The sequence below is a fragment of the Microseira wollei NIES-4236 genome, from assembly GCF_020521235.1.
Classification (GTDB): Bacteria; Cyanobacteriota; Cyanobacteriia; order Cyanobacteriales; family Aerosakkonemataceae; genus Microseira; species Microseira wollei.
On sequence record NZ_BLAY01000096.1, the window covers coordinates 1 to 26,570 of the forward strand.

A 26,570-nucleotide genomic window follows, 5' to 3' on the forward strand; every position below is an offset into this window, starting at 1 on the left:
TTGTGTTCGCTTCGTTTATAGGAGATTGGCAGTTCTTCCGAAGTGCCCAATCTCTTGTTCAGCTACGCTTCACATCGTTCAAGGGCACAATTCATCACTGAAGAAGGCTCTCCCACGCGACGCTCACAGCCGTACAGGTAGAGCGCGGGGCTTCCCGCCGAATAGCTAAAACCCGGACAATGCCGGATATTAGTTGACACTTCTAAGGGGAGCGACGGCGCAATTAACCCTCTGTGTCCAGGCGAGGCTTAGCCATCCGAGCATAATGTTCTAAGTTAACAGAGGCGTTCAAGTCTCTATCAGCTTTGAATCCGCAAGCCGAACACTCATATACCCTAGCACTTAGGGACATGGGTTGTTGCTCACCACAGCCAGAACATAACTGAGTAGAAGGAGGAGGCAAGCGTGAGACTAGAACCAACTTGGAACCATAACGCTGTGCTTTGTACTCAATTTGTCGCCTGAATTCGTAAAAATTGGCGTCTGCAACAGCACCCGCCAGTTTATGATTAGCCATCATCCCAGAGACATTTAAGTCCTCAATGGCTACAACAGCGTGGTTTTTGCATATATAAGTTGTAACTTTATGAGTCGCATCGAGTCTGATGTTTTTCACTCGTTGATGAGATGAAGCTAACCTTAACTTTTGTCGGTGATATCGTTTGCTACCCTTGTGCTTGCGTCGCAACTGGCGCTGCAATCGTGCTTGTGAGGAGCGCGCTTTCCTCAAAGCTTGGGGATTGGCAATTACAACGCCACTCGACAGGGTAGCCAACTGCTTAACTCCCAAATCCACACCCACAAATTCCCGCGATTTAGGCGTAATTTCTGGTTCTATTTCATAGGTAAAGCTGATATACCAATTGCCAACTTCTTCTGAAAAGGAAATGGTAAATGCTTTTGTGGTGACATGGGGTAAGCCTTCAATTGTCGATACCCAGCCAATTGTGGGTAACTTCAATCTCGTCCCGCCCACAGCTATTGGTCTGCCGCTAGCATCGATGGTGAAACTATCGTGCTGACCCTTTTTTTTGAACTTGGGATAACTTGCCTTACCCGCAAAGAAGTTCTTAAATGCCCTCCCCAGATGAGCGAAAGCATACTGAGTCACTTTTTGGCAAATGCCTTGCTCTTTCATCCAGGGATAGACAGGCTTTACGTGATTGTTAAAAAACTGCTTCAATGTCAAAGCATTTGGCTTCAATCCCTCAGAATAGAGTGCGATCCATGTCCCCAGTCCCCAGTTAAAATTATAGCGAGCAATACCCGCGTGTTTTGCCATTAACACGGCTTGGGCATCGGTTAATTTTAACTTGGTCTTGAGGGAAGTCAGCACGAAGGTCGTCGGTAATTTGAGCCTTCTCCATTGTAACATATGCCAGAGAACGACCGGGCCTGTTATACCGTGTTGTCATGTATTGTCCTATTAATTTGAGATTAAATCATGCTTTTTTCCCGCCTCAAGAGTATCTATTTATTGAACCGCCAAGAAGCCATAGACAAGGGTAGCGGCTTCTCGAAGAGTAGAACGCCAAGAAAGAAGAAAGTAAGAAGATATATAATCTTGTGGCGGGAAGGGAGTAAGATACCTTTAAGCGAGCGTACGCATCAAACTAAAAAACCTCAAGAGCAGGTTCTGCAATTTCTGATTTTTAGCGTATTTTTGCTTAGTTAGCAGCAGTGCTGCCTTGCTATTCACTTCCGCCAGGGTCGGGTATATATGGATGATACCGCTGAGGGCAGAAACTTTTAAATTGTTCGACATTGCCAAAACAATTTCGTGGAGTAATTCTCCGGCGGAAGCACCTACTAAATGAGCGCCGAGAATTTCTCCATTTCCCCTAGTAATAATTTTAGCAAAACCTTTGGTTGCGGCTTCGGCTTGGGCGCGGTCAACTCCAGCGAATTCTTGTTTTAGCACGTAAATATCATCTCCATATCGCTCTTTAGCTTGCTTTTCGGTTAAACCAACCCGCGCTAATTCTGGATCGGTAAATGTTGCCCAAGGAATCACTCGATAATTTGCTTTGGTGACGGGGAAAAATAAGGCATTTTTTAGTACAACGCTCGCTTCATAACCGGCAACGTGGGTAAACTGGTAGCCGCCAATAACATCGCCGCAGGCATAGATGCGCGGGTTGGTTGTTTGGAGTTTTTCATTGACGCGAATTCCCCGTTCTCCTACTTCTACACCTGCCGCTTCTAAGTTAAGCGATTCCACATTAGGCATCCGTCCAGCGGCGACTAAAATTTCATCTACGGTAATTTTTTGGGTCCCTGCCCATAGGTGTTTTTTACCATCGATTTGTTCAACTCGTTCGACGCGGGTAGCGGTGATAACGCGAATGCCTTCTGATTCTAATTGTTGCTGAACTACTAATGCGGCTTCTGGGTCTTCTTTGGGTAAAAGATGGTCGCTACTGGCAATAATTGTTACTTCTGAACCCAGTCGAGAAAACGCTTGCCCCAATTCGCAGCCAATTGGTCCGCCGCCAATCACAGCAAGGGATGAGGGACGTTGTTTGAGAGAAAATACTTGCTCGTTAGTTAGATAACCGGCTGCTTTTAGTCCCGGTATGGGAGGGATTTTAGGACCCGAACCAGTGGCGCAAGCAAACGCGCGTGCTTTGAGTTGTCTGTTGTTGACTTCAAAGGTTTGTCGGTCGATAAATTGACCCGCTCCAAAGATAACTTCGACTCCTAAGGATTGAAACCGTTCTGGGGAGTCGTGGGGTTGAATGGCGGCGATCGCTTTTTGCACGTGTCCGTTAGCGAGAGCAAAATCAATTTCCAGATTTTGGCAGTAAATGCCAAAGCGGGCGGCATTTTTGACCTCATAAGCAATTCTTGAAGCGTGGATGAGGGATTTACTCGGAACGCAGCCATACCAAAGACAGTCACCACCCAAGCGATCTCGTTCCACTAGGGCGACTTTGGCTTTTAGTTGCGCCGCCGCCGCCGCAATTACCAAACCACCAGAACCCCCACCAATCACCACCACATCGTATTCAACAGCCATAAGAGCAGTCTCCTAATTTTTATTGCTTGCGTCAGCTTTTATTCAATCCTGATAAAATTAGAGTGAGCTGAAAATGAGCCTAGCACTGGTTTAGGTCAAGATCCTGCATTCCTGAGCGAGCAGTCAATTGCTACTGTTGGACGAGCTTCAATCCTTGCCTTGCCGGTTTGATTGGCGCTCGGTCTGATACTATTTCACACAATTCCCACAAAAAAGGCAGTAAAGTTTTCACGTATGGGGTTGACTTTGGCTGCCATCTGTAGCCCAATAGGATGTTGTCATATGGGAGGGTTTGTTGTTTGTGCAAAAATAAACTCAAGGTTTTGATAAATCCTTAAAAATAGCGAATAATGGTTTGGGTAGCTGGGCAAAAATTATACGGCGAGCGCTACACTATCGAAAGATATCTGGGGCAAGGTGGTTTTGGCGTCACTTATCTGGCGACGAATAAAAAAGGCGATCGCGTTGCCATCAAAACCCTCAAACAGGAGGTGCTGACAAATCCAAAACTGGCAGCGTACCGACTGAAATACAAGCTGAGTTTTCGGGAAGAAGCGTTGCGGCTAGCGCTTTGCCGACACCCCCACATAGTGCGGATAGAAAACGCTTTTTATGAGGGAGATCTGCCTTGTATCGCCATGGAATACGTCCAAGGAGAGGATTTACGACAACGGGTGAAAAATAACGGCGCCCTCGCCGAAATCGAAGCGTTGCGCTATATCTGGCAGATCGGTCAAGCGTTAATCGTCTTGCACGATAAAGGCATGTTACATCAGGATATCAAGCCGCCTAACATTATGGTGCGGCAAGGTAAACCGGAAGCGGTTCTGATTGACTTTGGCATTGCACGGGAGTTTATCCCCAATCCGAGCAATTATCACACGACAAGTTATACGGGAGGGTTTTCCCCGATTGAACAATATGCGCCACAAGCGAAACGAAGCGAGTGTACCGATGTCTACTCTCTAGCGGCGACGCTGTATTATTTGCTCACGGGTAAAGTACCGACTCCAGCTCCCGCTAGAGCGGCTAAACAGCCTTTAGTGCCACCCAAAGAATACAATCCGAATATCAGCGCTCGCGTCAATCAAGCGATTCTCAAGGGCATGGAGTTTGAGCCAGAAAATCGCCCCCAGTCAGTACCAGAGTGGCTGGAATTATTGGGCGTGATTGCACCCCAAATCCTGCCAGCACCGCCTGTTGCACTTGAGGCGATTAACCCACCGCCACCACCGACGGTGACGCCTGTGGCGATCGCGCTAAAACCAGATTACACAAAACTGCAACGGTTGCTAGCCGCTAGAAAATGGAAGGAAGCTGACTTAGAAACTGAAATTGTCATGCTTCAAGTCGCTAGAACCGATAAAGACGACTGGCTTAACTTAGAATTGATGCACAAGTTTCCTTGGGAAGACCTGCGCCAAATTAACCAAATCTGGCTGTACTACAGCAAAAGTCGCTTTGGCTTTAGCATACAAAAGCGCATTTGGCAAGAACTTGGCGGACAAGTAGATTATCAAACCGAGCGGAGTTTGGGCGATCGCGTCGGGTGGCGCGTCAACAATACCTGGCTCAACTACGACAACCTGACTTTTTCCCTCGATGCCCCTACCGGACACCTCCCAGCACGGGGATCGGCTTTGTGGGCGCGGGGAAGCGTTTTCTTTGGTTGGGCGTGGTGGGTATTTTTTGATCAAGCGATTTTATCGCGCTCAGATAATTTAAATAATCCGCCAAATTCGATTCGGGGTGTAGCGCCTTAACGGGAAAATGGGATTGGGTAAATTGAAATTAGCTAGCGCGATGTTGGCGATGATAGCGATCGCCACCAATACTCCTGTCGTTGCCCAAATTGTCCCCGATAGCACCCTGCCGCATAATTCCAGGGTTACCGAAGCGGGCAATACTTTCACAATTGAAGGAGGAACTAGCGCCGGGGGTAACCTTTTCCACAGCTTGCGGGAATTTTCCCTGACCACTGGATCTGAGGCATTTTTCAATAATGCCTTGACGATTAATAACATTATTACCCGCGTTACTGGAGGGCAAGTTTCTCACATTGACGGGTTAATTCGTGCCAATGGAGGGGCGAATTTATTTTTAATTAACCCCAGCGGAATTATCTTTGGAGCGAACGCGCAATTGAATATTGGCGGTGCATTTATTGGCAGTACTGCCGATAGCATTCGCTTTGCCGATGGCAGCACTTTCAGCGCTAAAAATCCCCAAAATCCACCTTTGTTGACGATTAACGTCCCGATTGGCTTGCAATTTGGTTCTCAGCCAGCCAATATTATCAACCAATCTCAACCCGTTGGCTTGGCAGTACAACCGGGTCAAACATTAGCACTTATTGGTGGAAATGTCAACTTAGTTGCAGGTTGGCTGACGGCACCCCAAGGGAGGATAGAACTGGGGAGTGTAGGGAGTAACGGTGAGGTTAGTATAGCGCCCGGTTGGGTTTTCGGCTATCTTGGGGTGCAGAACTTTGGGGATATCCAACTGTCGCAACAAGCGGGAGTTGTGACAAATGGCGGGGATATTCAGGTGCAGGGGAGGAGATTGGCAGTTGGCGATCGCTCCATCATCTCCACTTCCACCCTCGGTTCCCTCCCTGGGGGAAATCTTACCATCCGCACCACCGATGCGGTAGAGATAACCGGAACGGGAATTCCCCAAATATTAAATCAATTTTTTGCTGGAATTCCCGCTAATTTTCCAGAGGAACAAAGCGGATTGTTTGCCAATAGTTTTGGGGTTGGCAGCTCGGGTAATTTAACGATTGAAACTGGTAACTTAACGGTTAGGAATGGCGCGATGATTTCCAGCGCCAATTTTTCCCCTTTGACAGTAGAACCGGGAGGGAATTTAACTGTAACCACTGCTTCTACGGGTACAGTCCAACTCAACAACGCTGGCTTAATATCGGGAACGTTCGGGATGGGAAAGGCAGGGGATTTAACGATTAATACTGGCAGATTGAGGGCAGAAAATGGAGCTTTCATCTTGGGGATTACTTTTGGCTCAGGTGCGGGGGGAAATATCAGCATCAATGCCAAAGATGCCGTAGAAACAATCGGAATTGTTTCCAGAGAACCGTTTCGCAGCGGCATTATTGCTTCGGTTGGACTCAGAGGAGTTGCCTTGCAACCGACAGGTCAAGGGGGAGATGTAACGATTAACACCAATAGGTTGCTTGTGCAGGATGGAGCGGTTCTGTCTGCGGGTTCCTACGGTATCGGGCGGTCGGGAAATGTAACCCTGCGTGCAACAGATGTGGAAATAGTTGATTCGCCTAACGTTCAAGTATCGGGTACTTTAGCCGCTACGTCTCGCAGTCGGGGAGATTCAGGGGATATTTTAATTCAAACGAATCGATTGCGGATTGGAGGAGGAGCAGATGTATCGGTTACTGCTTTTGGTGAGGGGAAGTCGGGAAATCTGACTGTTAATGCTTCTGAGTTTGTAGACTTGTTTGGCGCGCGGATTAATCCTGCTAATCCCAGGGATTTTAGTCGCAGCGGACTGTTTGCCGCCACCGAAGGCATCCAAGATGGGGGTAGCATTACCGTTATTACTCCCCGTTTTACCGTGAGGGATGGGGCGCGGGTATCTGTTTCTACTCGCGGTCGGGGAAATCAAACCGCTCGCGGGGGACGGGGGGGAAATCTCAACGTTATTGCCAGCGAGTCGGTAGAAATAAAGGGAACCAGCGCGGACGGTCGATTTGAGAGCGGGTTATTTGCCCTTTCTGGAGAAGAAAGACCGAATATCGCCGCCAACGAAGCAACCGGGGATGGGGGAAACTTGTTTGTGGAGACAAACCAATTAAATGTGCGAGACAGGGCGGAAATTTCCGTGAGTGCCAGGGGGTCGGGGGCAGCGGGGAATTTGCAAATTCGCGCACAGACGATCGCCCTGGAAAACCGAGGTCGGATTGCCACTGCCACCGCTTCCGGGAGTGGGGGGAATATTAACCTGCAAGTGGGGTCTGTGCAGTTGCGATCCGAAAGCCAAATTGCCGCCGCTGCCGGGGGTACTGGTAATGGAGGGAACATTACCCTCACCGCCGATACGGTTGCGCTTTTAGAAGAAAGCGGCATCAACGCCAACGCTTTTAAGGGAAGTGGAGGTCAGATCGACATATTTACCCAAGGTATTTTTAGGGGTTTTGATAGCGAGATCGCTGCCAGTTCCCAATTCGGCGTCAATGGCATCGTCACCGTTAATACGCCCAACGTCAATACCAGTCAGGGATTAGTCGAATTGCCAACTCAGGTGAGGGACAACAGCAACCAAGTCATCGTCGGGTGTAGGGCGGCGTATGGCAACTCTTTTACCATTACCTTCCGCGGCGGTTTACCAGAAGACCCAACGACAACGATTCGAGGTCAGACCGTTTGGCGCGATTTGCAAGATTTTACCGCGATGGGGAACCGGAGTATGCCCGATCAAAAAGACGGGTCGAGGAGGAGACAAGGGAGAGGGTCGAGTTCTGGAGAGACATTCCCCGCGTCAGAGCGTCAGAGCGTCAGAGCGTCTTCTTCCCAGTCCCCTCCCGACCGAATTGTAGAAGCAACCGGCTGGATAATTAATGCATCCGGGCAAATAGAATTGGTAGAACATCTGCCTCAAAGCACTCCCAATTGTTTGGGATTTTGATGGTTAAAAAGTCGGAAAAGTCGGAAAAGTCGGAAAGGTCGGAAAGGTCGGAAAAGTAGGAAAAAAGCAGCTTTACCTAAAGTAATAAATGATACTAAATCCGGGTTAACTACCCCTTTTTACGAAACCGCCAAGACGCCAAGAACGCCAAGAATAAGAGGAGAGACAATAACGGGGGTAATCAACCCGGATTTGGTATGAGAGATTGGTAAAAGAATAAGGGAAAGTAAGAAAATCAGGACTTACGCTTGGGCGACCAAGAAACCGGGTTTCTGTTCCAGTTGCCAAACCAAGGATTTTTCAGAGAAACCCGGAATATGAGCGTAAGTCCTAAAAATCAAAATATTTTTGTTTGCCGTTGTATTGACGGCGAACAACTATATAGTCATAATTATTCGCAACAGAATCTTATATCCTCAATTACTCAAATGCCTAAAGTAGTCTCAATACACTCTTATCGGGGTGGTACTGGCAAATCCAACTTTACCGCTAACCTTGCTACCACCGTGGCGCTACAAGGTAATCGAGTTGGTGTAGTAGACACCGATATTCAGTCGCCGGGAATTCACAACCTTTTCGGTTTGGAATCGGAAACCATGAACAAAACCCTCAACAACTATCTCTGGGGACAAGCACCCATCGAAGATACAGCCTACGATGTGAGTGCCAATATCGGTTTAAATGGGAATGGCAGTTTGTTTTTAGTTCCCTCCAGCGTCAAAGCAGACGACATTTCCCGCATCTTGAGCGAGGGATACGATGTCAGATTGCTCAACGATGGTTTTCGCAAATTAGTTAAAAATCTTCAACTCGACTACCTGTTCATCGACACCCACCCCGGTTTGTCCAAAGAAACCTTTCTGACGATTGCGATTTCCCACGTTTTAATATTAATTCTGCGACCGGATAAACAAGACTACCAAGGCACGGCGGTAACTATCGATGTGGCGCGGCAGTTAAAAGTTCGCAAAATGCTGTTGGCAGTCAACAAAGTCTTAAAAACTATGAATTTTGACGCCCTGAGGCAAAAGATAGAAGCTACTTACGACGCGAAGGTAGCCGGGATATTTCCCTTATCGGAAGATTTAGTGCAACAGGCAAGTAACGGGGTGTTCTGCGTGCAATTCCCCGACCATTACGTCAGCAATGAATTTAAAAAAGTCGCGCAGCAGATTATGGAATAAACCAAAATCCAAAGGCGAACGCAAACTTTAATGGTAAAGTCTTCCAACTATCTATGGCAGAAAAACACGATCTGAGAGCGCTAGCAAGTTCAATTCAGGCAGTCGCTTCGCCGTTTCGCTCATATTTGAGCGAATTGCACGAAAAATATCGATATGTGAAAGATGGTACTGTAGCTGATTACATTCCAGAACTGGCACTGGCAAAACCCGAATGGTTTGGTATTTGTGCGGTGACAGTGGATGGTCAGGTGTTTGATGTTGGGGATGGGGACAAACAGTTTACAATTGGGTCAATTTCTAAACCCCTTATCTATGGCTTGGCGCTGGAAGATCGCGGGCGGGAATATGTTAATAGTAAAGTCAGCGTCGAGCCAACGGGAGAAGCATTTAACTCGATTGTGTTGGATGAAAAAACCAATCGTCCCTACAATCCAATGGTAAATGCAGGAGCGATCGCCACCACAGACTTAATCAAAGGTAACGGCGCAACGGAACGACTCAAGCGCATTTTGGAGATGTTCCGCCGCTATACGGGGAGGACGCCAGATATTAACGTGCCGGTGTTTTTGTCAGAGAAAGCAACGGGGAATCGGAATCGAGCGCTCGCATATCTAATGCTCAATTTTGGCATGGTAACCGACCGGATTGAGGAAACCCTCGACTTGTATTTTCAACAATGTTCCATCATGGTCAACGCTCACGACTTGGCAATGATGGCAGCTACTCTTGCTAACGGAGGCATTAATCCAATTAGCGGGGAACGTGCGATTGACGAACGCTACGTGCAAGATGTGATTAGCGTCATGCTCACTTGCGGCATGTACGACTATTCTGGCGAATGGGCGTACCGGGTAGGAATGCCAGCAAAAAGCGCCGTTGGTGGCGGAATTACTGCCTTAGTTCCAGGAAAACTGGGGATTGGGACTTTTTCGCCACCCTTAGATGCCAAGGGAAATAGTGTCAGAGGGATCAAAGTTTGTGAAGACCTCGCCAGAGATTTTGGGTTGCATCTATTTAATGTGGCAAAACCAGAACGAGATTTAAAAGACTGGCTCGAAGGAGGCGATTCGGTAGATAGTTGGTAAGTGATTCAGGATAGTTCCTTACCGAAAAACTTGCATGAGGGCCCCTGACTTTAGACCTTGTCGTTACCCACATCTCACAGCCTTGTCGCTAGCCATAAAACCCGCCGGGGAATAAATTCCAATGGCTTTTAGCCAAAGTCCATTCAAATGGACTCGAAAGATTTCTTTAGTCCATGACGTAGACTAGAGCTACTCGCTGTGGGATTTCAATCTCCGGGTGGGTTGACGGGGAAAGGGTCAATCGGACTCCTGAGAAAATGTGGGTAACGACAAACCCTTTAGGGGTGGGGAGTGTCAATTTCAATCTATGCCAAACAGGACTTACCCACGACCTTGCCATCACCTTTGTTTCTGCGTCTATCTCTAGTTCCTTGCGCCACGATTTTTCACAGAAACCCGGTTTCGACCGTCGAACGCGAGTGCGGAAGGGAGGCATATCTGTGGTTCCGTTTCCCAAGGATTTTTCGGAGAAACCGGGAACTTGCGCGTCAGTCCTACCAAAGATAGACAGCCGTGCATATTCCCAGCTTCTTCCTGATACAATACCGATGCAACTGGACAATATATTACAAATTTTAGGAGCAATCAAATGACCGGGAACTACTACTTAGAGCGACTGCGAAACCAAACTTTTCAAGCCATAGATGGTTATGACCCAACAGCTAACAAAGTCTTCCACGAAACTTTGCAACATCATTTTCCAGGGGCGTTGCCGATGAAAGATTACATGAAACAAACCTATAACTCTCTTGATAGCTATGGATTTGAAGACCAAAACACAATGGGAATGCTGGCAATTTGTCGGGACGAAATTGCCGATGCCTTATGGTATGAAGTGGTTAAATATTGGGGCAAAACGTTTAATTGTTGTAGCCTAGCTGGGTTCGTGTTGATGGGAAAAACCGGGTTAGCAGCAGCAACAGACCATACCCCTATTTTTGACGGCGTGCGTCGTTTTACTTTTTATGCCATGCCCCATATCGCAATTTCCAAAACAGGAGAAATTGGCAAAGTTTACCGAGAAGGTATCCAAAAAGCTTCTCATGCCTGCGGTGCGTTAGAAGCAATTGTTAAAGAACTAGATTCTGGATTTCTTAACCTAGCAACCGATATGCAAGATATCGAACAATCGATTATACGGCAGAAAATTTTATCGAATATTAAATATGGCGAAAAACAGAATTTGGTAGAGATAACTAAGTTGGCTTGTCGGGTTATTTCCCAGGATGTAGAGAAGCTGTTGGGAACTTTAGATGCTGCGATATTCAAATATGCAGTGATGACGGGGATTCAAATTCACGGCCCAATGGACACTCATTGGATCTATCCCCAGGATTTTTATGTGGTGGGTTCCGATCTCCCTAATGGGAAACAAGAAATTGAGGTGTTTCAGATAGAAATATAGAAACCGGGTTTCTTTTTGATATAAACCCGGTTTATCTGACGGTTTCTCGTCAAAAAAACATCCATAAACCGGGATTTTTTATGAATAAAATGAATAAAATATCAAGGTTTTATACCAGGGATTACCTAGGTTTTTTAATTAAGGCGCTGACTATGAATATGGTACAAATATTTGGAGATTTCATTGACAATCTTCCCATTGGTGAAGATTATTTGGATATAGGTTTTTCAGCGGGTTATCACAGGATTAAGAAGCGGTGGAAAACGAATCGATTATCCGCGCACTTTGTGGCTGATTATTTAGCAGTTTTTCTGCCAGTAAACGATGAAGATCCAGGCAAGGAAAGGAGAAAAGAACAGTGTAAAGGGGCAGTAGCTTACATTGCGAATGAGTTATTAGAAAATTCGATGAAGTTTCATATCCCAACTGGAAAGTCACCAATGAGGTTTGGCATTCACTTCATGGAAGATCCAGAACTGAAAATTATCTTGTTCGCTAGCAATGCGATCGCACCGGAAGGCAAGGATAAATATCAGACATTTATTCAGGAGTTAATCGCCTCGGATCCGCAGGAATTGTATATCCTGAAACTAGAGCGCAGCGCCGAAGATGAAGAAAATCAGACTTCCGGATTAGGTCTGCTGACGATGATTAATGATTATGGAGCAAAAATCGGTTGGAAATTTGAGGCGATGTCGGATCATCCCGATGCGATCGCAGTCACAACAATGGTTCAGCTTAGCTTATAATGAAGCGCAAGTTCAGAACCAGTTCAGCCAGGAGAGCAAAAAACAATGGCAATGCAAGAAATTAAAGGTGAAGACTATAGCGTGCAATACGATCCAGACTCAGTGACTTTCTATTTCCAAGGCGAACTCAGCTTGGGTGGCCCCCCAGAGTATGCACCGATTGCCCAGTTGTTAGAAGATGTCCTCAATCAAGCACCATCCACGATCAACCTCAACTTAAAACAATTGGAATTTCTCAACAGTTCCGGCATTAGTATGCTGTCTAAGTTTGCGATCAACGTTCGTAAAAAGAAAACGACTGAAGTTGTAGTAATGGGGTCAACAGAGATTCCTTGGCAAGAAAAATCCCTTACCAACTTGCAAAAGCTGCTGCCAACCTTGCAACTACAACTAGAGTAAAGCCAGGTTAAATTTCCAGCATGACTGAACTATCCAAAGAGGAATTACTGGCACAAATTGAAGATCTGAGTCGGCAACTGACAGAAGTCAATCAAGAAAAAGCCGACTTAGAAATTATGCTGGAAATGATTACCGAACATTCCAAGGTGCAAGCATTCAATCAGGAACGAGAATCTCAGGGGTATTCACCTATCCAGGTGGGTATGGGAATTCATCTTGGTCATATGATGGTGGGAGTGGTGGGAGAACAGGATCGACTTCAGGAGGATACCCTATCAGATACAGTTAACCTCACCTCCCGCTGGGAGGGATTGACCAAATACTACGGGGTGTCAATGGTGATTTCTGGGGATGTTCTAGAAAGATTGAGCCATCCAAAGCAATATAAAGTCCGATTGCTCGATCGCACAATCGTGAAAGGAAGAAGCGAACCCATTACCGCCTACGAAGTTTTGGATGTAGAAACTGAGTTCATTCAAACTTTAAAACTGCAAACATTACCGGATTTTGAGCAAGGATTTGACGATTACCGCAATGGCGATTTCAAAGCAGATCAAGCCGGTTTTAAGCAAGTGTTGATCGCCAATCCGCTGGATAAAAATGTAAAACTCTATCTGAAGCGAATTGCACAGCTAGCAAACCAGAGCATCCCTAAAAATTGGCGCGGTATCTGGGTATTTACAGAAAAATCAGGGTGTATAAAGAAATGAATGAACTATCTAGAGAGGAATTACTGGCGCAAATTGCAGATCTAAATCGGCAAATCACCGAAGTCACTGAAGAAAAAGCAGACTTAGAAATCATGATGGAAACTGTTACCGAACATGCTACCTACCTGGAAAACCAAATCCATCAGAAGAATAAACAGATGCAAAGCTACATCCAGCAGGTGGAAAAGCTGACAGATGCTGCTGCGGCGGTGGAAAAAAACAGCTTTGAGGCAGGAAATTTAAAACAAGTCGCTGCACGGGATGATGAACTCGGTCATCTCGCACGAGTATTTACTCAGATGGTGCAAACAATCAAAACTCGCGAACAAGAACTAGCGACTGCAAAAGAGCAACTGGAAGCGGTTTTAAATGCCGTGCCTGGTGCCATTTCTTGGATTGATTCGGACGGGTTATACATTGGCGTGAATAGCTATCTCGCGGAAAGTTGTAATCTTTCCCAAGATGCTTTTATTGGTAAAGAAGTCGGCTTTCTCAAAGGAAGATCTGATTTCGCAAATTTTATGCGCCAGTTTTTAGCAAGTACGCAAGAATATGCTTCTCAAATTGTTGAAACGTCGGTCAATGATACGGTGAAGTATTACTTAATGGCGGCGCAGAAATATCAGCAAGGTAACGCAACTGTATCTGTGGGAATTGATGTAACGGAACGCAAACGAGCGGAAGAAGCTTTACGCATTGCTGAAGAAAACTATCGCAGTATCTTTGAAAACGCGCTGGAAGGAATTTTTCAATCTAGTTTGGATGGGCATTATATTAGCGTTAATCCAGCAATGGCTCGCATTTATGGTTATGAATCTCCTGCAGAAATGATGGCAGAGGTGAAGGAGATTTCGACTCAAATTTATGTCGTTCCTAATGGGAGAGAGGAGTTCCAAAAATTGATGGAAGAATACGGCGAAGTCAAGGATTCGGTATCTCAAGTTTATCGCAAAGACGGCAGCAAAATATGGGTTAAAGAGAATACTAGAGCAGTGCGCGATCGCTATGGTAAATTACTCTACTATGAAGGCATTGTCGAAGATGTCACCCAGCGCAAGCAAGAAGAAGAAGCCCTTAAACGTCAATTGCAAGAACTCCGCATCGAAATCGACCAACAAAAGCGCGCGCGCGAAGTCGCAGAAATTACCCAAGCCGATTACTTTCAAGACTTACAAGCAGAAGTGGGAAATCTCGATCTCGATCAGTTTTGGGAGAATTGAATTATCCAAAAAAGAAAGTCGAGGGCAGGCAGGATGCCTACCCCACAAGAGTTTCCTCTCGTTCCCAGGCTCTTCCACTCGTTCCCAGGCTCTTGCCTGGGAACGAGTGAGGGCAGGCTTTGCCTCCTAACAGGGTGCAAGCTCTAAGTTTTCCTACTTTTCCTAGTTTTCCTACTTTTGAGTTTCAGAAAAATGGGTAAAAAACATCGAAAAAAATTTATTTATATATGAAAATATAAAAAAAATAGGCTCTATGATATAGATCGAGTTTGTTGCATTACTCAATCTTAAAGAGAACTAAAAGCAGCTGGGAGGCGTCCGGCATATAAAACCGAAAGGAGTGATATTCAAAACGATCGCAAGGATGGATATTGAAGGCTATGGCGAAGGTTAACCAAACAGGCAAAAAACAACGTCCCTGGGGTGGAGGAAAGGGCAACAGGAAGCAAATCTTGGCGGCATATAAGGCGTTGCCGGTTTACTTTTTGCTGGCTGTGTTGGTGGTAACAACTGTTGTGCCTGCGATCGCCACCTCCCCAACTTCCCCACCTGCGGTGCAACAAGGCGCGGGTATCGCCCAGCAGTTAACGGCATCGCAGTTGTGGCAACAAGGCGCTGCCGGGAGTAGCAGAAGCAGTGGCAGAAATTAAGCAGGAAATTACCTCCAAAGTGTTGCTGAATGAGGAATTTACTAATGAGAGTTTTAAAAAGGCAATTGAGATCCAACCTTTCCCCGTAGTTCACTTGGCAACCCACGGTCAATTTAGTTCTAACCCAGATGAAACATTTTTGCTGACTTGGAACGATCGCATTTCGATTAAAGACTTCGATCTGCTGTTCCAAAACAGAAATTTGGTCGGCGGCGAACCAATTGAATTATTAGTCATGAGTGCTTGTCAAACAGCTACAGGCGATAACCGCGCCACTTTAGGATTAGCCGGATTTGCCCTGGGATCTGGTGCTAGAAGTACTGTAGCAAGTTTGTGGTCGGTGAGCGATGAATCAACAGCCAACTTGATGAGCGAATTTTATCAACAGCTGATCGCTAATTCATCCCCTCATATCGTGTCCGGTTGCATCGGTTGCGTTTGGAGAGCAAAGGGGATGGGGGAGCAAAGGGGATGGGGGAGAAAAAACGCTTTTTCGCACAATCAACTATACACAACTGATCTCTCGCGGACATGATATCAAACGGAAGAAATTTTACCAAATAATTCTCTCATTAGTATGCAGTTTGCACTTCCAGGGGATGCGGTTCCCAAAACTAGCGTGGGAGGCGGTGTGCGCGGGAATGTGCAATTCGCGCTCCCAAGTGGCGCAACTCCCAGAACCAGCGTCGGTGCAGGCGTCCGAGGTGAAGAACACCCCGAACTAACGGCTTTGGTTCCGCCTACCAAACAGGGACACACCGTATCAGCGCGTCCAACTATTTTTGAGCTTACAAGACCAAGAGGGAAATCCCTTCTATAAAGTAACGGTTAAGGTTCCTGCTTCTTCTGGCACAATCGCGATTACACTACCCGCAGAAGCACCAGAATTACCAATAGGTAAAAACTATTTGTGGTACTTTGCTCCGATTGAACCAAACGGAATGCTCCGACCTGATAATTATGCAGTCGTAGGGTGGGTTAAGCGCGTAGAATCAACGGTGAACGAGCAAGCATTAGCTTCATCTCCCGTCGAATTGGCAACTGCTTATGCCAAAGCTGGTATTTGGTACGACACCTTAAAAGTGTTAGCAGATGCTCAACGCTCTGCACCTAATAATCAGACCTTTGTCAAGGAATGGGGAGATTTAGTGAACTACCCACACTGACCTGACGGTACAGTGTGGGCTTCTGAACTCACAGGGGAATGCCTCAAGACAGACTTGCGCCCACCTTTTGGTCTTACTTCCCCTCCTTCAGCAGCAGTCCTAGTTCCTAAGACCGATAATTGTCTGATGCCTTCTGCTCGAATGTTTTTGCTGGCGTTTTCGTCTCTATCGTGGTGAGTCCCACAACTCGGACAAGTCCATTCTCTAACCTCTAATGGCATTTCTGACATTTGATAAAGACAATTTGAGCAAGTTTTAGAGCTAGGGAAAAATCTATCAATCTCAACCAATAAACCCCTTTTTTGTTGCAGTTTATAGTCAAGGAAATTGACAAACATTCCCCATCCAACATCAGAAATCCCTTTAGCTAGATTGTGATTACGAACCATACCCTTGACGTTCAAATTTTCACCTACCACTACTTGATTATCATTGACTATTTTTCTTGATAATTTATGTATAAAGTCTTGACGGGCATTGCTAATCCGTTCGTGAACTATAGCGACTAGCTTTCGTGCTTTTTCTCTCGATTTACTTCCTTTTTTCTTACGGGCTAATTGACGCTGTTTTCGGGCTAAGTTTCTCTCATGTTTTTTGATTTGTTTTGGATTAGCATACTTAGATGTTTTTTCCCCATCATGAGTAATACAAAAATCTTTAATTCCTAAGTCAATCCCCACTAATTTACCAGTTACTACTGCTTCAGTAACTTCCTGAGCAGTATCAAATAACAATGAAGCATAATACTTGCCTGTGGGTGTTTTGGTTATGGTAACGGTTTTGAGTTTTCCGTCAAGCCGATGAATTGAAGCTTTGATAACTCCAACTTGAGGAACTTTTACCCCATTTTCAACATGACAGTTTTGAGGATATTGGGCTGATTGTCTCCCATAATAAGACTTGAATCTCGGATAAGCCCGTTTTTCAAAGAAGTTTTTGAAAGCCTTAGTTAAGTTCAGAGTTGTTGACTGCAAAACTTGTGAGTAACATTCTCCTAACCATGCTGTTTCTTCTGACTTTTTAAGCTTAGGTAAAACGTTGAGGGCGATTTGAGTTAATCCTTTGCCCGTTTCCTTGTAAGTCTGATTGCACAGATTCAAAGCATAATTCCACCACCACCGCGCACATCCCATCACTTGGCTAAGTTTTTGGGATTGTTCAGAGGTTGGATAAATTCGGACTTTGATAGCTCTGTACAATACTTTCAGGTAAACTAAGGTTTACGATAAACTATTGTAGCATAAGTTCTAGAGAATGCGGACGCTACGCGGGTTTATTTGTTGGTCGGGCTGTATCCGCACGCTGACCGTTGCCGATTCCCTTAAACTCCAAGGGAAAGCGTGGGACTTAGCCCGACATTTGAGTTAAAGCAAGTGGGATTAGAAGCGATCGCTTCCCAACCCCTTGCAGATTAGAGATAATAGATAGCCTGCCAACAAGATGACGCGGAGACGCTCGCTTTGCGGGGACGCGGGGAGTTTTTTAACCACCCTCTTTGCATCGCGAGCGTCCTCTTTGATGGGAAACGAGAAATCAGATGTGGAATAAAACCAAACAAAAACTGAAAGAATGGCAAGGAACGCTGATAGTTACTGCCTGTATAGCTGGATTAGCGATCGCCGGGAGTAATGCCGGACTTTTTCGCATTTTAGAATGGGTGACTTTAGATCAATTCTTTCTCATCCGTCCTCAAGAACCCGTTGACAAACGCATTGTTGTTGTCACGATTGACGAACCCGATATCAAATACGTCAAGCAATGGCCCATGTCAGATCGGGTAATGGCGCAGTTAATTCGCAATATTAACGCTCAACAACCCAGAGGAATTATTATTGATGTTTATCGAGATTTGCCCGTCGAACCAGGACATCAAGAACTGGTAGAAATATTTAAAAATACTCCTAATTTAATTGGGATTGAAAAAGTTGCAGGCAATCGGATTGCGCCACCCCCCACCTTGGCTAAACTGGGTCAAGTCGGGTCTAACGATATAGTCGCAGATACCGATGGTAAAATGCGACGCGGCCTCGTTTTATTAGGCAAACCTGATGGCAGTTTGAGTCAAGGATTAGGCGTGAGAATGGCATTGATGTATCTAGAAAAAGAAAAAGTCGAGCTAAAGGAGATCGATGCCGATAAACAGATATACGGTTTAGGTAAAGCTAAGTTTGTTCCCCTGTCTGGTAACGATGGACAGTACAACGAAGCAGACATGGGAGGATATCAAATTCTGTTGAATTATCGGGGCGGACTCGACCGTTTTAAGCATATCTCCATGACCGATGTTTTGGAGAATCGAATTCCAGGGGATTTAATGCGCGATCGCTTGGTATTTTTCGGCTCAAAAGCACCCAGCCTTAATGATAATTACCGCACGCCTTACAATAACAACTTGTTTGCCCCAACTGAGTTAATGCCGGGAGTAGTTATTCACGCCAATTTAACCAGCCAAATTCTCAGTGCAGCATTAGAAGGTCGTCCCATGCTGCGAGCTTCAGCTAAACCGTTTAATTGGCTATTAATTGTCTTTTGGTCTGGTTACAGTGCCACTTTCGGTACGCTCTACATTAAGAGACGTTTAATAACAGTAACAGGGATATTAATCGCTGTAACAATTATTGTCACCAGTTCCTATCTTGCCTTTCTATCCGGTTGGTTGCTGCCTGTATTTACGCCTTTACTTGCTGTAGCTGGTACTACTGTATTCAGCGTCGGTCAAGTGCTGTGGCAAAAACTCATGCTTTCCTATCGCCAATTAGAAGATTACGCCCACACCCTGGAAGACAAAGTTCAACAACGCACCGCTGAACTAGCAACAGCGAACGACCAACTCGCTAATGCTAATCAGGAAATTACTAAACTTAACGAAAAATTGAAAGCGGACAATATCCGCATGAGTGCCGAACTCGACATTCTGCGAGAAATGCAGCAGTTGATTCTGCCTAACCCCGAAGAACTGGAGTCAATTGAAGGCTTAGAAATTGCCGGATTCATGGAACCTGCTGACGAAGTCGGCGGCGATTATTATGATGTCCTGCACACAGATGGCGTGGTGACAATTGGCATTGGCGATGTCACCGGACATGGACTCGAAAGCGGCATTTTGATGGTGATGACTCAAGCGGTTGTTCGCACCCTCAAAGAAATACAAGAAACCGACCCGGTGCGCTTTTTAGATACCCTCAATCGCACGATTTATAAAAATGTCCAGCGGATGAACTCTGACAAGAATTTGACGCTTTGTATCGTTAATTATGCCTTTGGTAATCTTAGCATTAGCGGTCAACATGAGGAAGCAATTGTTGTGAGAAAATCCGGTCAAATCGAGCGCATTAAAACGACTGATTTGGGATTTCCCATTGGGTTAGATGAAGAAATTGCTGATTTTATTAGCCAGACAACAGTGGCATTAGAACCGGGGGATGGGGTGGTGCTGTACACCGATGGTATCCCGGAAGCCAAAGATATTAATAAAAAATTCTATGGTCTGGAAAGGCTTTGTGAAGTTGTTTCTAGTAATTGGCACTTGAGTGCGTCACAAATTAAGCAAGCAGCGATCGATCACCTGCGGGAATTTATTGGAGAACAAAAGGTGTTTGATGATATTACCTTGGTGGTTCTCAAGCGCTGCGATGAGGAGAGGGTGGAGAATTAGGATCGATCGAGCTTTAAAGTGTAACTAACCTAACTTGGCTAATAGCTAATGGCTGGTAGATCTGGAAAATATTCCCATGAGCAAAGGGCGGCTACCAATCTAAGACGGGACAAAATGGCCTCTCTCGAAGGGGATTTGGGGATTTGGGAAAAGGGGTTTGGCTTGTTCATCCTTCCCCCTTCCCCCTTTTCCCAAATCCCCTTTTTAACTGTGTTGTCTTGCGCCTACCTGGTAGCCCAAAGGGCTGCTATTCGCCTTGATGATTGCAATCGTCATCGGCTTTCCGAGCGGTCGATAAAATTAACAAAACTTTAGCTCAAAAAATCTATTAAAAAAATCAGAAACACTGTATAATGCTAGCAGAAATTTTCCAGGGAAGCCTTTGCCGTAATTTTTCTGGGCATCTACTTGGCGCTATCAGGGGATTCTGCTGTCAAGGAACAGATACCATTAGTACAATCCTCAGGGATTATTGGCTAATTGCTAATCAAAAAGATAGTAGCTTATAAGATTGAATAACTATGACTATGATGACAATTCCTGGCTATCGCGTCACCCAGCAGTTGTATTCAGGTTCCAGAACCCAGGTTCATCGGGCAATTTGTGAATCAGACCAAACAGCAGTGGTACTCAAACTGCTATTGAATGAGTATCCCACCTTCAATGAACTGGTGCAGTTCCGCAATCAGTACACGATTGGCAAAAATCTCGATTTGCCAGGAGCGATCAAGCATCTGAGTTTAGAAACCTACCGCAATGGTTTTGTACTGGTGATGGAGGACTTTGGCGGCGTTTCCCTTTCTGATTACATCACCTGTTTAGGTGATGGGGAAAATTCCCCATTTACCGCTCCTGGTATGTTAAGCGAATTTCTCAATATTGCTATCCAAATTGTCCAAACTCTAGAAGGACTATATCACAACCGAGTTATTCACAAAGATATCAAGCCCCAGAATATTCTAATTAACCCCCAAACCAAAGAGGTAAAACTAATTGACTTCAGTATCTCCTCCCTCTTACCGAGAGAGAACCAGGAGATTACTAACCCCAATATGTTGGAAGGAACGCTAGCGTATATATCCCCGGAACAGACAGGAAGGATGAATCGGGGTATCGACTACCGCACCGACTTTTACTCTCTAGGGGTAACGTTCTACCAAATGCTCACCGGAAAACTTCCCTTCGAGTCGGATGACCCACTGGAGTTAGTCCACTGTCACATTGCCAGACAACCGACTCCCCCAATCGAAATCAATCCCGCCATCCCGCAGGTATTAAATGATATGGTGATGAAATTGATGGCGAAAACGGCTGAGGAGCGCTATCAATCAGCTTTTGGCATCAAGTACGACCTGCAAAGGTGTTTAGAACAATACTCAGCTACAGGCAGTATCAATCTGTTTGAATTGGCACAAAGGGATATCTGCGAGCGCTTCACGATTCCAGAAAAACTTTACGGCAGAGAAACAGAAGTGGCAACCCTGCTAGCTGCCTTTGACAGAGTTAGCTCTGGAAGCACTGAGATGATGTTAGTAGCAGGTTTTTCGGGGATTGGAAAAACTGCTGTAGTTAATGAAGTTCATAAACCAATTGTGCGGCAACGCGGTTACTTCATTAAAGGGAAATTTGACCAATTCAAGCGCGATATTCCCTTCTCTGCTTGGGTGCAGACATTTCAGAATTTGATGCGGCAATTGCTCACCGAAAGTACTGCCTCTTTAGCAACGTGGAAAGCCAAAATCTTGGCAGCTTTGGGTGAAAACTCTCAGGTAATTATTGATGTCATCCCAGAATTAGAGCTATTGATTGGCAAGCAGCCAGAAGTGCCACAACTGGAGGGGACTGCTGCCCAAAATCGCTTCAATTTGTTGTTTGAGAAGTTTATCCGAGTGTTCGCGACCCAAGAGCATCCCCTAGTCATTTTCTTAGATGACTTGCAGTGGGCAGATTCTGCTTCTCTGAAGTTGATGCAGTTGTTGATGAGCAAAGGGGATACTCGCCATCTTTTATTGTTAGGAGCTTATCGAGATAATGAAGTATTTCCAGCACACCCGTTGCTCCTGACGTTGGATGAGATTCGGAAAACTCAGGCGACAGTCAATCAAATTACTTTAGCACCCCTAGACCAATCTTCCTTAAACCGCCTGATTGCTGATACTCTTTCCTGTCCGCCAGAGCGAGCAGTTCCTTTAACGAAGCTGGTTTTAACCAAAACTAAAGGCAATCCTTTCTTTAGCAATCAATTCCTCAAATCTCTCCATGATTCAGGGTTAATCTTCTTTGATTTTAGTATGGGCTATTGGCAGTGCGACATTGCCAAAGTCAGGGCGCTGGCTGTCAGCGATGATGTGGTCGAGTTTATGGCAACTCAATTGCAAAAGCTGCCCCAGAATACTCAGGAAGTGTTGAAGTTAGCCGCTTGCATTGGCAACCAATTTGACTTAGCCACTCTCTCCATTGTACATGAGAAATCCCTTTCCGAGACGGCGGCTGACCTGTGGAGATCATTGCAAGAAGGGTTGATTATACCCAATAGCGAAGTTTATAAATTTTTCCAAGAACAAGGGGAAGAATCATCAGCTAATACCAAGGATAAATTATTAATTAAAAATCCAGAATCAGCAATTAATTATAGATTTTTGCACGACCGGGTACAGCAAGCAGCCTATTTTCTGATTCCAGAGAGTCAAAAAAAGTCAACCCACATAAAAATTGGTCAACTGCTACTGAACAATACTGACCAACAGAAGCGTGAAGAGAATATTTTTGATATTGTCAACCACTTGAATATTGGATTGGAGTTAATTACTGACCAAATAAAGCGGGATGAGCTGGCTCAATTGAATCTGATTGCTGGACGTAAAGCCTTGGCTTCTACTGCTTATGCTGCTGCCGTTGAATATTTAACTGTGGGGATGAAACTGTTGAGAGTGGATAGCTGGCAGACTCAGTATGACTTGACTCTGGAACTCTATTCCCAAGCAACAGAGGCAGCATTCCTGAACACTGATTTTGCCCAAATGGAGAGATGGGCAGATGTTGTTATACAACGGGCAAAAACTATTCTCGACAAAGTGAAAGTTTATGCAATCAAAATCCAAACTCGCGGGGCACAATTCAAACAACTGGAAGCTGTTAAGATTGGGCTACAACTGCTGAAGCTACTAGGAAGCGACTTACCCGAATCACCTACCCCGTCGGATATTGAGCTAGCAATCTCTAGCACCATGACTTCTTTGACGGGAAAAAGTACAGAGGAGTTGATGAATTTGCCTCCCATGACAGATGGCAAGAAGCTGGCAGCTATGCAGATCTTATCGGTGATAATTCCTAGTGCCTTTCAAGCTGCACCAGCCCTGTTTCCTCTGATTGCCTGCGAACAGGTCAATTTATCGATCAAATATGGCAATGGACCCTTGTCTCCTTGGGCTTATGCTTGTTACGGGATAATTTTGAATGGTGTAGTCCAAGATTTTGAGTCTGCTTATAAATTTGGTCAATTGGCTTTAAGACTAGCAGAACGTTTCAATCGGCTAGAAATCTCGATTAAGACAGCTTATGTCGTTGCTGCATATACACTCCATGTCAAAACTCATATGAGGGAAGGTTTATCGCTGTTAGCGGCAGGATATCCCAAGGCACTGGAAAACGGAGATTTAGAATTTGCTGGTCATTTTGGCCATATGAAATGCCGAGTTTCCTATTGGATGGGTTTGCCACTGACGGAACTGGAACGGGAAATGGCAGCGTACAGTCAGGCGCTCACTCAATTCAAGCAAGAGACGAGCTTGAATTATCATCAAATGGGTTGGCAGGCGGTTTTGACATTGCTGGGCAGGTCAGAAAATCCCTGTAGTTTAAGGGGTGAGGCATACAACGAGGAGGAATTGCTCCCCCATCATCTTGAACTGAATGACCGCTGTGGCTTGAGCTACCTTTATATCCAAAAACTGATCCTCTGTTATCTATTTGGGTATCGCTTTCAAGCCTTAGAAAATGCAGAGCAAGCAGAACAGTATTTGGACGGGTTGATTGGGTTACTCAGTGTACCTGCGTTCTATTTCTATTCTTCTCTAGCGCGTCTGGCTCTGTTTGCCAAGATTGACAACAGCGAACTTTCTCAGGTAGAACCTGAAAAGGAAGCATACCTGAAACAAGTGGTTACCAACCAGCAGAAACTGAAAAATTGGTCTGACCATGCTCCCATGAATTTTCAGCACAAGTATGACTTAGTGGAGGCAGAAAAAGCGCAAGTTTTAGGGCAATATCTGGAAGCAATGGAGCTTTATGAAAGAGCTATATCTGGAGCCAAGGACAACGAATATATTCAGGATGAAGCCCTAGCCAACGAACTCGCGGCCAAATTCTATCTAGGTTGGGGCAAACAAACCATTGCCCAAACTTACCTAACTAATGCCTACTACTGCTATGCTCGTTGGGGAGCTAAGGCAAAAGTTGCAGATTTAGAAAAACGTTATCCTCAATTACTTGCTCCCATTCTCCTTCAGGCAAAAACGCCAAAACTAGGGGAAACAATTTTCCAAACGCTCACGCCAACCGTCACCTCCAGCAGTTCAAGTTCGGGCAGTTCAGATGTTCTAGACTTGGCAACGGTACTCAAAGCCTCTCAAGCTCTCTCTAGTGAAATTCATCTGGATAAATTGCTCTCCACTTTGATGCGAGTTGTGCTAGAAAATGCTGGAGCTTCTAAATCCGCTCTGATTTTATCCCAGGCCGCTAATTTGGTGATTGAGGCAACTGGTGTTGCTGGTGGGGACATGACTGTACTCCAATCGATTGGAGTCGAACAAAGCCAGGAAATTCCTGTTAGTTTAATTAACTACGTCTATCGCACCCGCGAAACTCTGGTACTCGATAATCCTGATGCCCAAAATAGCTTTTCTGCTGACCCCTACATCATTGCTAATCAACCAAAATCACTCCTCTGTACCCCCATTGTCAATCAGGGTAAACTCCTAGGGATTCTGTATTTAGAAAATAATTTAACTACGAAGGCATTTACAACCGATAGGTTGGCAGTTTTAAACATCTTATCTAGGCAAGCCGCCATCTCGATTGCTAATGCCAAACTTTATGAAGAAGTCACCGCCAGCGAAAGACGGTTGACTCAGTACCTGGAAGCAATGCCTGTGGGTGTATCTGTTCACCAACCAAATGGACAACTCTACTACACCAATCAGGTAGCACAGAAGTTGCTGGGTATAAAAGTTATACCGGAAGCCGAAACCGAGCAATTGTCAGAGACATATCAAGTTTATCGCGCTGGAACTAATCAGTTGTATCCCATTGACCAACTGCCAATCGCGCGATCGCTCTCTGGCGAACCTGCAAAAGCTGACGACCTTGAACTCCACCACCCCAATAAAACTATCGCATTGGAAATTTCCAGCACGCCAATTTTGGATGAAACGGGCAAAATTGTTTATGCGATCGCAGCATTTCAAGACATCACGCAACGCAAACAAGCCGAGAAATTAATCGCCGAATACAATCGCACCCTAGAAGAGCAAGTTAAAGAACGTACTGCCCAACTCGCCGCAGCTAACCAAGAAATTATGGCACTCAACTCACGCCTCAAAGAAGAAAATCTCCGCATGAGTGCGGAGTTAGAGGTAACGCGCAAACTGCAACAGATGATTCTACCCAAGCAGTCGGAATTAGAGTCAATTGAGGGATTAGAAATCGCCGGATTTATGGAACCTGCCGCTGAAGTGGGCGGCGACTACTACGACGTACTGCAACAGAATGGCCAAGTCAAAATTAGCATTGGCGATGTCACCGGACATGGTTTAGAAAGTGGCGTGTTAATGCTGATGACACAAACCGCAGTTCGCACTTTACAGGAAAGTAACCAAACCGATACGGTGCAATTTTTGGATATTCTCAACCGCACGATTTATCACAACCTACAGCGCATTAATCCTAATAAAAACCTGACGCTGGCTCTTTTAGACTATGCCGACGGCATTTTGAAAATCAGCGGGCAACATGAAGAGATAATTGTGGTGCGTGCTGGGGGTCAAGTCGAGCGGATTGATACAATGTATCTCGGTTTTCCCATTGGCTTGGATGAGGAGATTGCTGATTTCATTGCTTCCGAACAAGTGCAACTTAATCCGGGGGATGTGGTGGTGTTATACACCGATGGAATTACGGAAGCGGAAAATATTAATTGCCAGCTATATGGAGTGGAACGGTTATGTGAAATGGTCAGGTTAAATTGTGCGCGATCGCCACAAGAAATCCGACAAGCGGTAATAGAAGATGTGCGGCGGCATATTGGGGAGCAAAAACTTTTTGATGATATTACTTTGGTGGTATTGAAACAGAAGTAGATAGTTTCGTGAAAAAGACGTTGGTTATACAGCGATTATTGAGGGTTTGGGCCTAGTTAAGCACCCTACTCTATGTGTATGGATGGCTAATTGCTAATTGCAAGCTTGCTAATTGCTAATATAGTATTTTTCCTGATTGAGCCATTAGCTATTATTCGTAGTGAATAGTTGTGACATTGGTAATTGGTAATTGGTAATTGGTAATTGGATTCATGGCTCAGTCTACTCTTGACAATTACCCATTACCGAGCGTCATCAACCCGGTTTCTGCGTCCATTTCTCGCTGTCAAACGCAGGATTTTTCCGCTCA

Annotated in this window: 19 protein-coding genes; 15 read left to right on the forward strand and 4 right to left on the reverse strand. The window is 45.3% G+C overall.

Going from position 1 to position 26,570, the window contains the following annotated elements; all coding sequences use genetic code 11:
* Window positions 1-223 precede the first annotated feature (223 nt).
* On the reverse strand, window positions 224-1,375 hold the full coding sequence (locus tag MiSe_RS27980; RefSeq protein ID WP_226586670.1) for an RNA-guided endonuclease InsQ/TnpB family protein: 1,152 nt from the start codon (window positions 1,373-1,375) through the stop codon (window positions 224-226).
* 216 nt (window positions 1,376-1,591) lie between these two features.
* Complete coding sequence (locus MiSe_RS27985; protein WP_226586671.1) at window positions 1,592-3,019, reverse strand: dihydrolipoyl dehydrogenase family protein; 1,428 nt, start codon at window positions 3,017-3,019, stop codon at window positions 1,592-1,594.
* Between the two features lie 350 nt (window positions 3,020-3,369).
* On the opposite strand from MiSe_RS27985, the gene MiSe_RS27990 reads away from it, so the two are divergent.
* The 4 genes from MiSe_RS27990 to glsA all read left to right on the forward strand — a co-directional run bounded on the left by MiSe_RS27990 (window position 3,370) and on the right by glsA (window position 9,950).
* Window positions 3,370-4,782: a serine/threonine-protein kinase gene (locus MiSe_RS27990; protein ID WP_226586672.1), complete on the forward strand. Its 1,413-nt coding sequence runs from the start codon at window positions 3,370-3,372 to the stop codon at window positions 4,780-4,782.
* 13 nt (window positions 4,783-4,795) lie between these two features.
* On the forward strand, window positions 4,796-7,681 hold the full coding sequence (locus MiSe_RS27995; RefSeq protein ID WP_226586674.1) for a two-partner secretion domain-containing protein: 2,886 nt from the start codon (window positions 4,796-4,798) through the stop codon (window positions 7,679-7,681).
* Between the two features lie 428 nt (window positions 7,682-8,109).
* Window positions 8,110-8,865: a MinD/ParA family ATP-binding protein gene (locus tag MiSe_RS28000; protein WP_226586676.1), complete on the forward strand. Its 756-nt coding sequence runs from the start codon at window positions 8,110-8,112 to the stop codon at window positions 8,863-8,865.
* Between the two features lie 53 nt (window positions 8,866-8,918).
* A complete protein-coding gene (gene glsA, locus MiSe_RS28005) occupies window positions 8,919-9,950 on the forward strand; it encodes a glutaminase A (protein ID WP_226586679.1) in 1,032 nt (343 codons plus the stop codon).
* Window positions 9,951-10,116: 166 nt separating this feature from the next.
* Here glsA and MiSe_RS28010 read toward each other — a convergent pair whose 3' ends face one another.
* Entirely contained in the window at window positions 10,117-10,512 is a 396-nt protein-coding gene (locus MiSe_RS28010) for a hypothetical protein (RefSeq protein WP_226586680.1), read from the reverse strand.
* Window positions 10,513-10,539: 27 nt separating this feature from the next.
* Between MiSe_RS28010 and MiSe_RS28015 the strand changes: the two genes are divergently transcribed.
* The 9 genes from MiSe_RS28015 to MiSe_RS28050 all read left to right on the forward strand — a co-directional run bounded on the left by MiSe_RS28015 (window position 10,540) and on the right by MiSe_RS28050 (window position 16,249).
* Entirely contained in the window at window positions 10,540-11,355 is an 816-nt protein-coding gene (locus MiSe_RS28015; RefSeq protein WP_226586681.1) for an LCIB family protein, read from the forward strand.
* A 152-nt stretch (window positions 11,356-11,507) separates the two neighbouring features.
* On the forward strand, window positions 11,508-12,104 hold the full coding sequence (locus MiSe_RS28020) for a slr1658 family protein (protein WP_226586682.1): 597 nt from the start codon (window positions 11,508-11,510) through the stop codon (window positions 12,102-12,104).
* Between the two features lie 45 nt (window positions 12,105-12,149).
* Window positions 12,150-12,503, forward strand: coding sequence for a slr1659 superfamily regulator (locus MiSe_RS28025; protein ID WP_226586683.1), 354 nt, complete (start codon window positions 12,150-12,152; stop codon window positions 12,501-12,503).
* Between the two features lie 20 nt (window positions 12,504-12,523).
* Window positions 12,524-13,213, forward strand: coding sequence for an adenylate/guanylate cyclase domain-containing protein (locus MiSe_RS28030; RefSeq protein ID WP_226586688.1), 690 nt, complete (start codon window positions 12,524-12,526; stop codon window positions 13,211-13,213).
* Window positions 13,210-14,433, forward strand: a complete 1,224-nt coding sequence (locus MiSe_RS28035; protein ID WP_226586690.1) for a PAS domain S-box protein — start codon at window positions 13,210-13,212, stop codon at window positions 14,431-14,433. The genes MiSe_RS28030 and MiSe_RS28035 overlap by 4 nt, the downstream gene beginning before the upstream one ends.
* 380 nt (window positions 14,434-14,813) lie before the next feature.
* Window positions 14,814-15,083: a hypothetical protein gene (locus MiSe_RS28040; protein ID WP_226586692.1), complete on the forward strand. Its 270-nt coding sequence runs from the start codon at window positions 14,814-14,816 to the stop codon at window positions 15,081-15,083.
* Window positions 15,070-15,618 (forward strand): CHAT domain-containing protein, encoded by a 549-nt coding sequence (locus MiSe_RS28045; RefSeq protein ID WP_264196713.1) that lies wholly within the window; start codon window positions 15,070-15,072, stop codon window positions 15,616-15,618. Before MiSe_RS28040 ends, MiSe_RS28045 begins: the two co-directional genes overlap by 14 nt.
* Before the next feature lie 42 nt (window positions 15,619-15,660).
* Complete coding sequence (locus MiSe_RS51240) at window positions 15,661-15,903, forward strand: DUF928 domain-containing protein (RefSeq protein WP_264196714.1); 243 nt, start codon at window positions 15,661-15,663, stop codon at window positions 15,901-15,903.
* Complete coding sequence (locus MiSe_RS28050) at window positions 15,866-16,249, forward strand: DUF928 domain-containing protein (protein WP_307731550.1); 384 nt, start codon at window positions 15,866-15,868, stop codon at window positions 16,247-16,249. The genes MiSe_RS51240 and MiSe_RS28050 overlap by 38 nt, the downstream gene beginning before the upstream one ends.
* Here MiSe_RS28050 and MiSe_RS28055 read toward each other — a convergent pair.
* Window positions 16,237-17,448: an RNA-guided endonuclease InsQ/TnpB family protein gene (locus MiSe_RS28055; protein ID WP_373872888.1), complete on the reverse strand. Its 1,212-nt coding sequence runs from the start codon at window positions 17,446-17,448 to the stop codon at window positions 16,237-16,239. The genes MiSe_RS28050 and MiSe_RS28055 overlap by 13 nt on opposite strands.
* A gap of 338 nt (window positions 17,449-17,786) precedes the next feature.
* Here MiSe_RS28055 and MiSe_RS28060 point away from each other — a divergent pair, with 338 nt between their 5' ends.
* Together MiSe_RS28060 and MiSe_RS28065 are read left to right on the forward strand one after the other, a co-directional pair.
* Window positions 17,787-19,904: a CHASE2 domain-containing protein gene (locus MiSe_RS28060; protein WP_226586694.1), complete on the forward strand. Its 2,118-nt coding sequence runs from the start codon at window positions 17,787-17,789 to the stop codon at window positions 19,902-19,904.
* Between the two features lie 521 nt (window positions 19,905-20,425).
* Window positions 20,426-26,260, forward strand: coding sequence for an AAA family ATPase (locus MiSe_RS28065; RefSeq protein WP_444980562.1), 5,835 nt, complete (start codon window positions 20,426-20,428; stop codon window positions 26,258-26,260).
* Window positions 26,261-26,570: the final 310 nt, after the last annotated feature.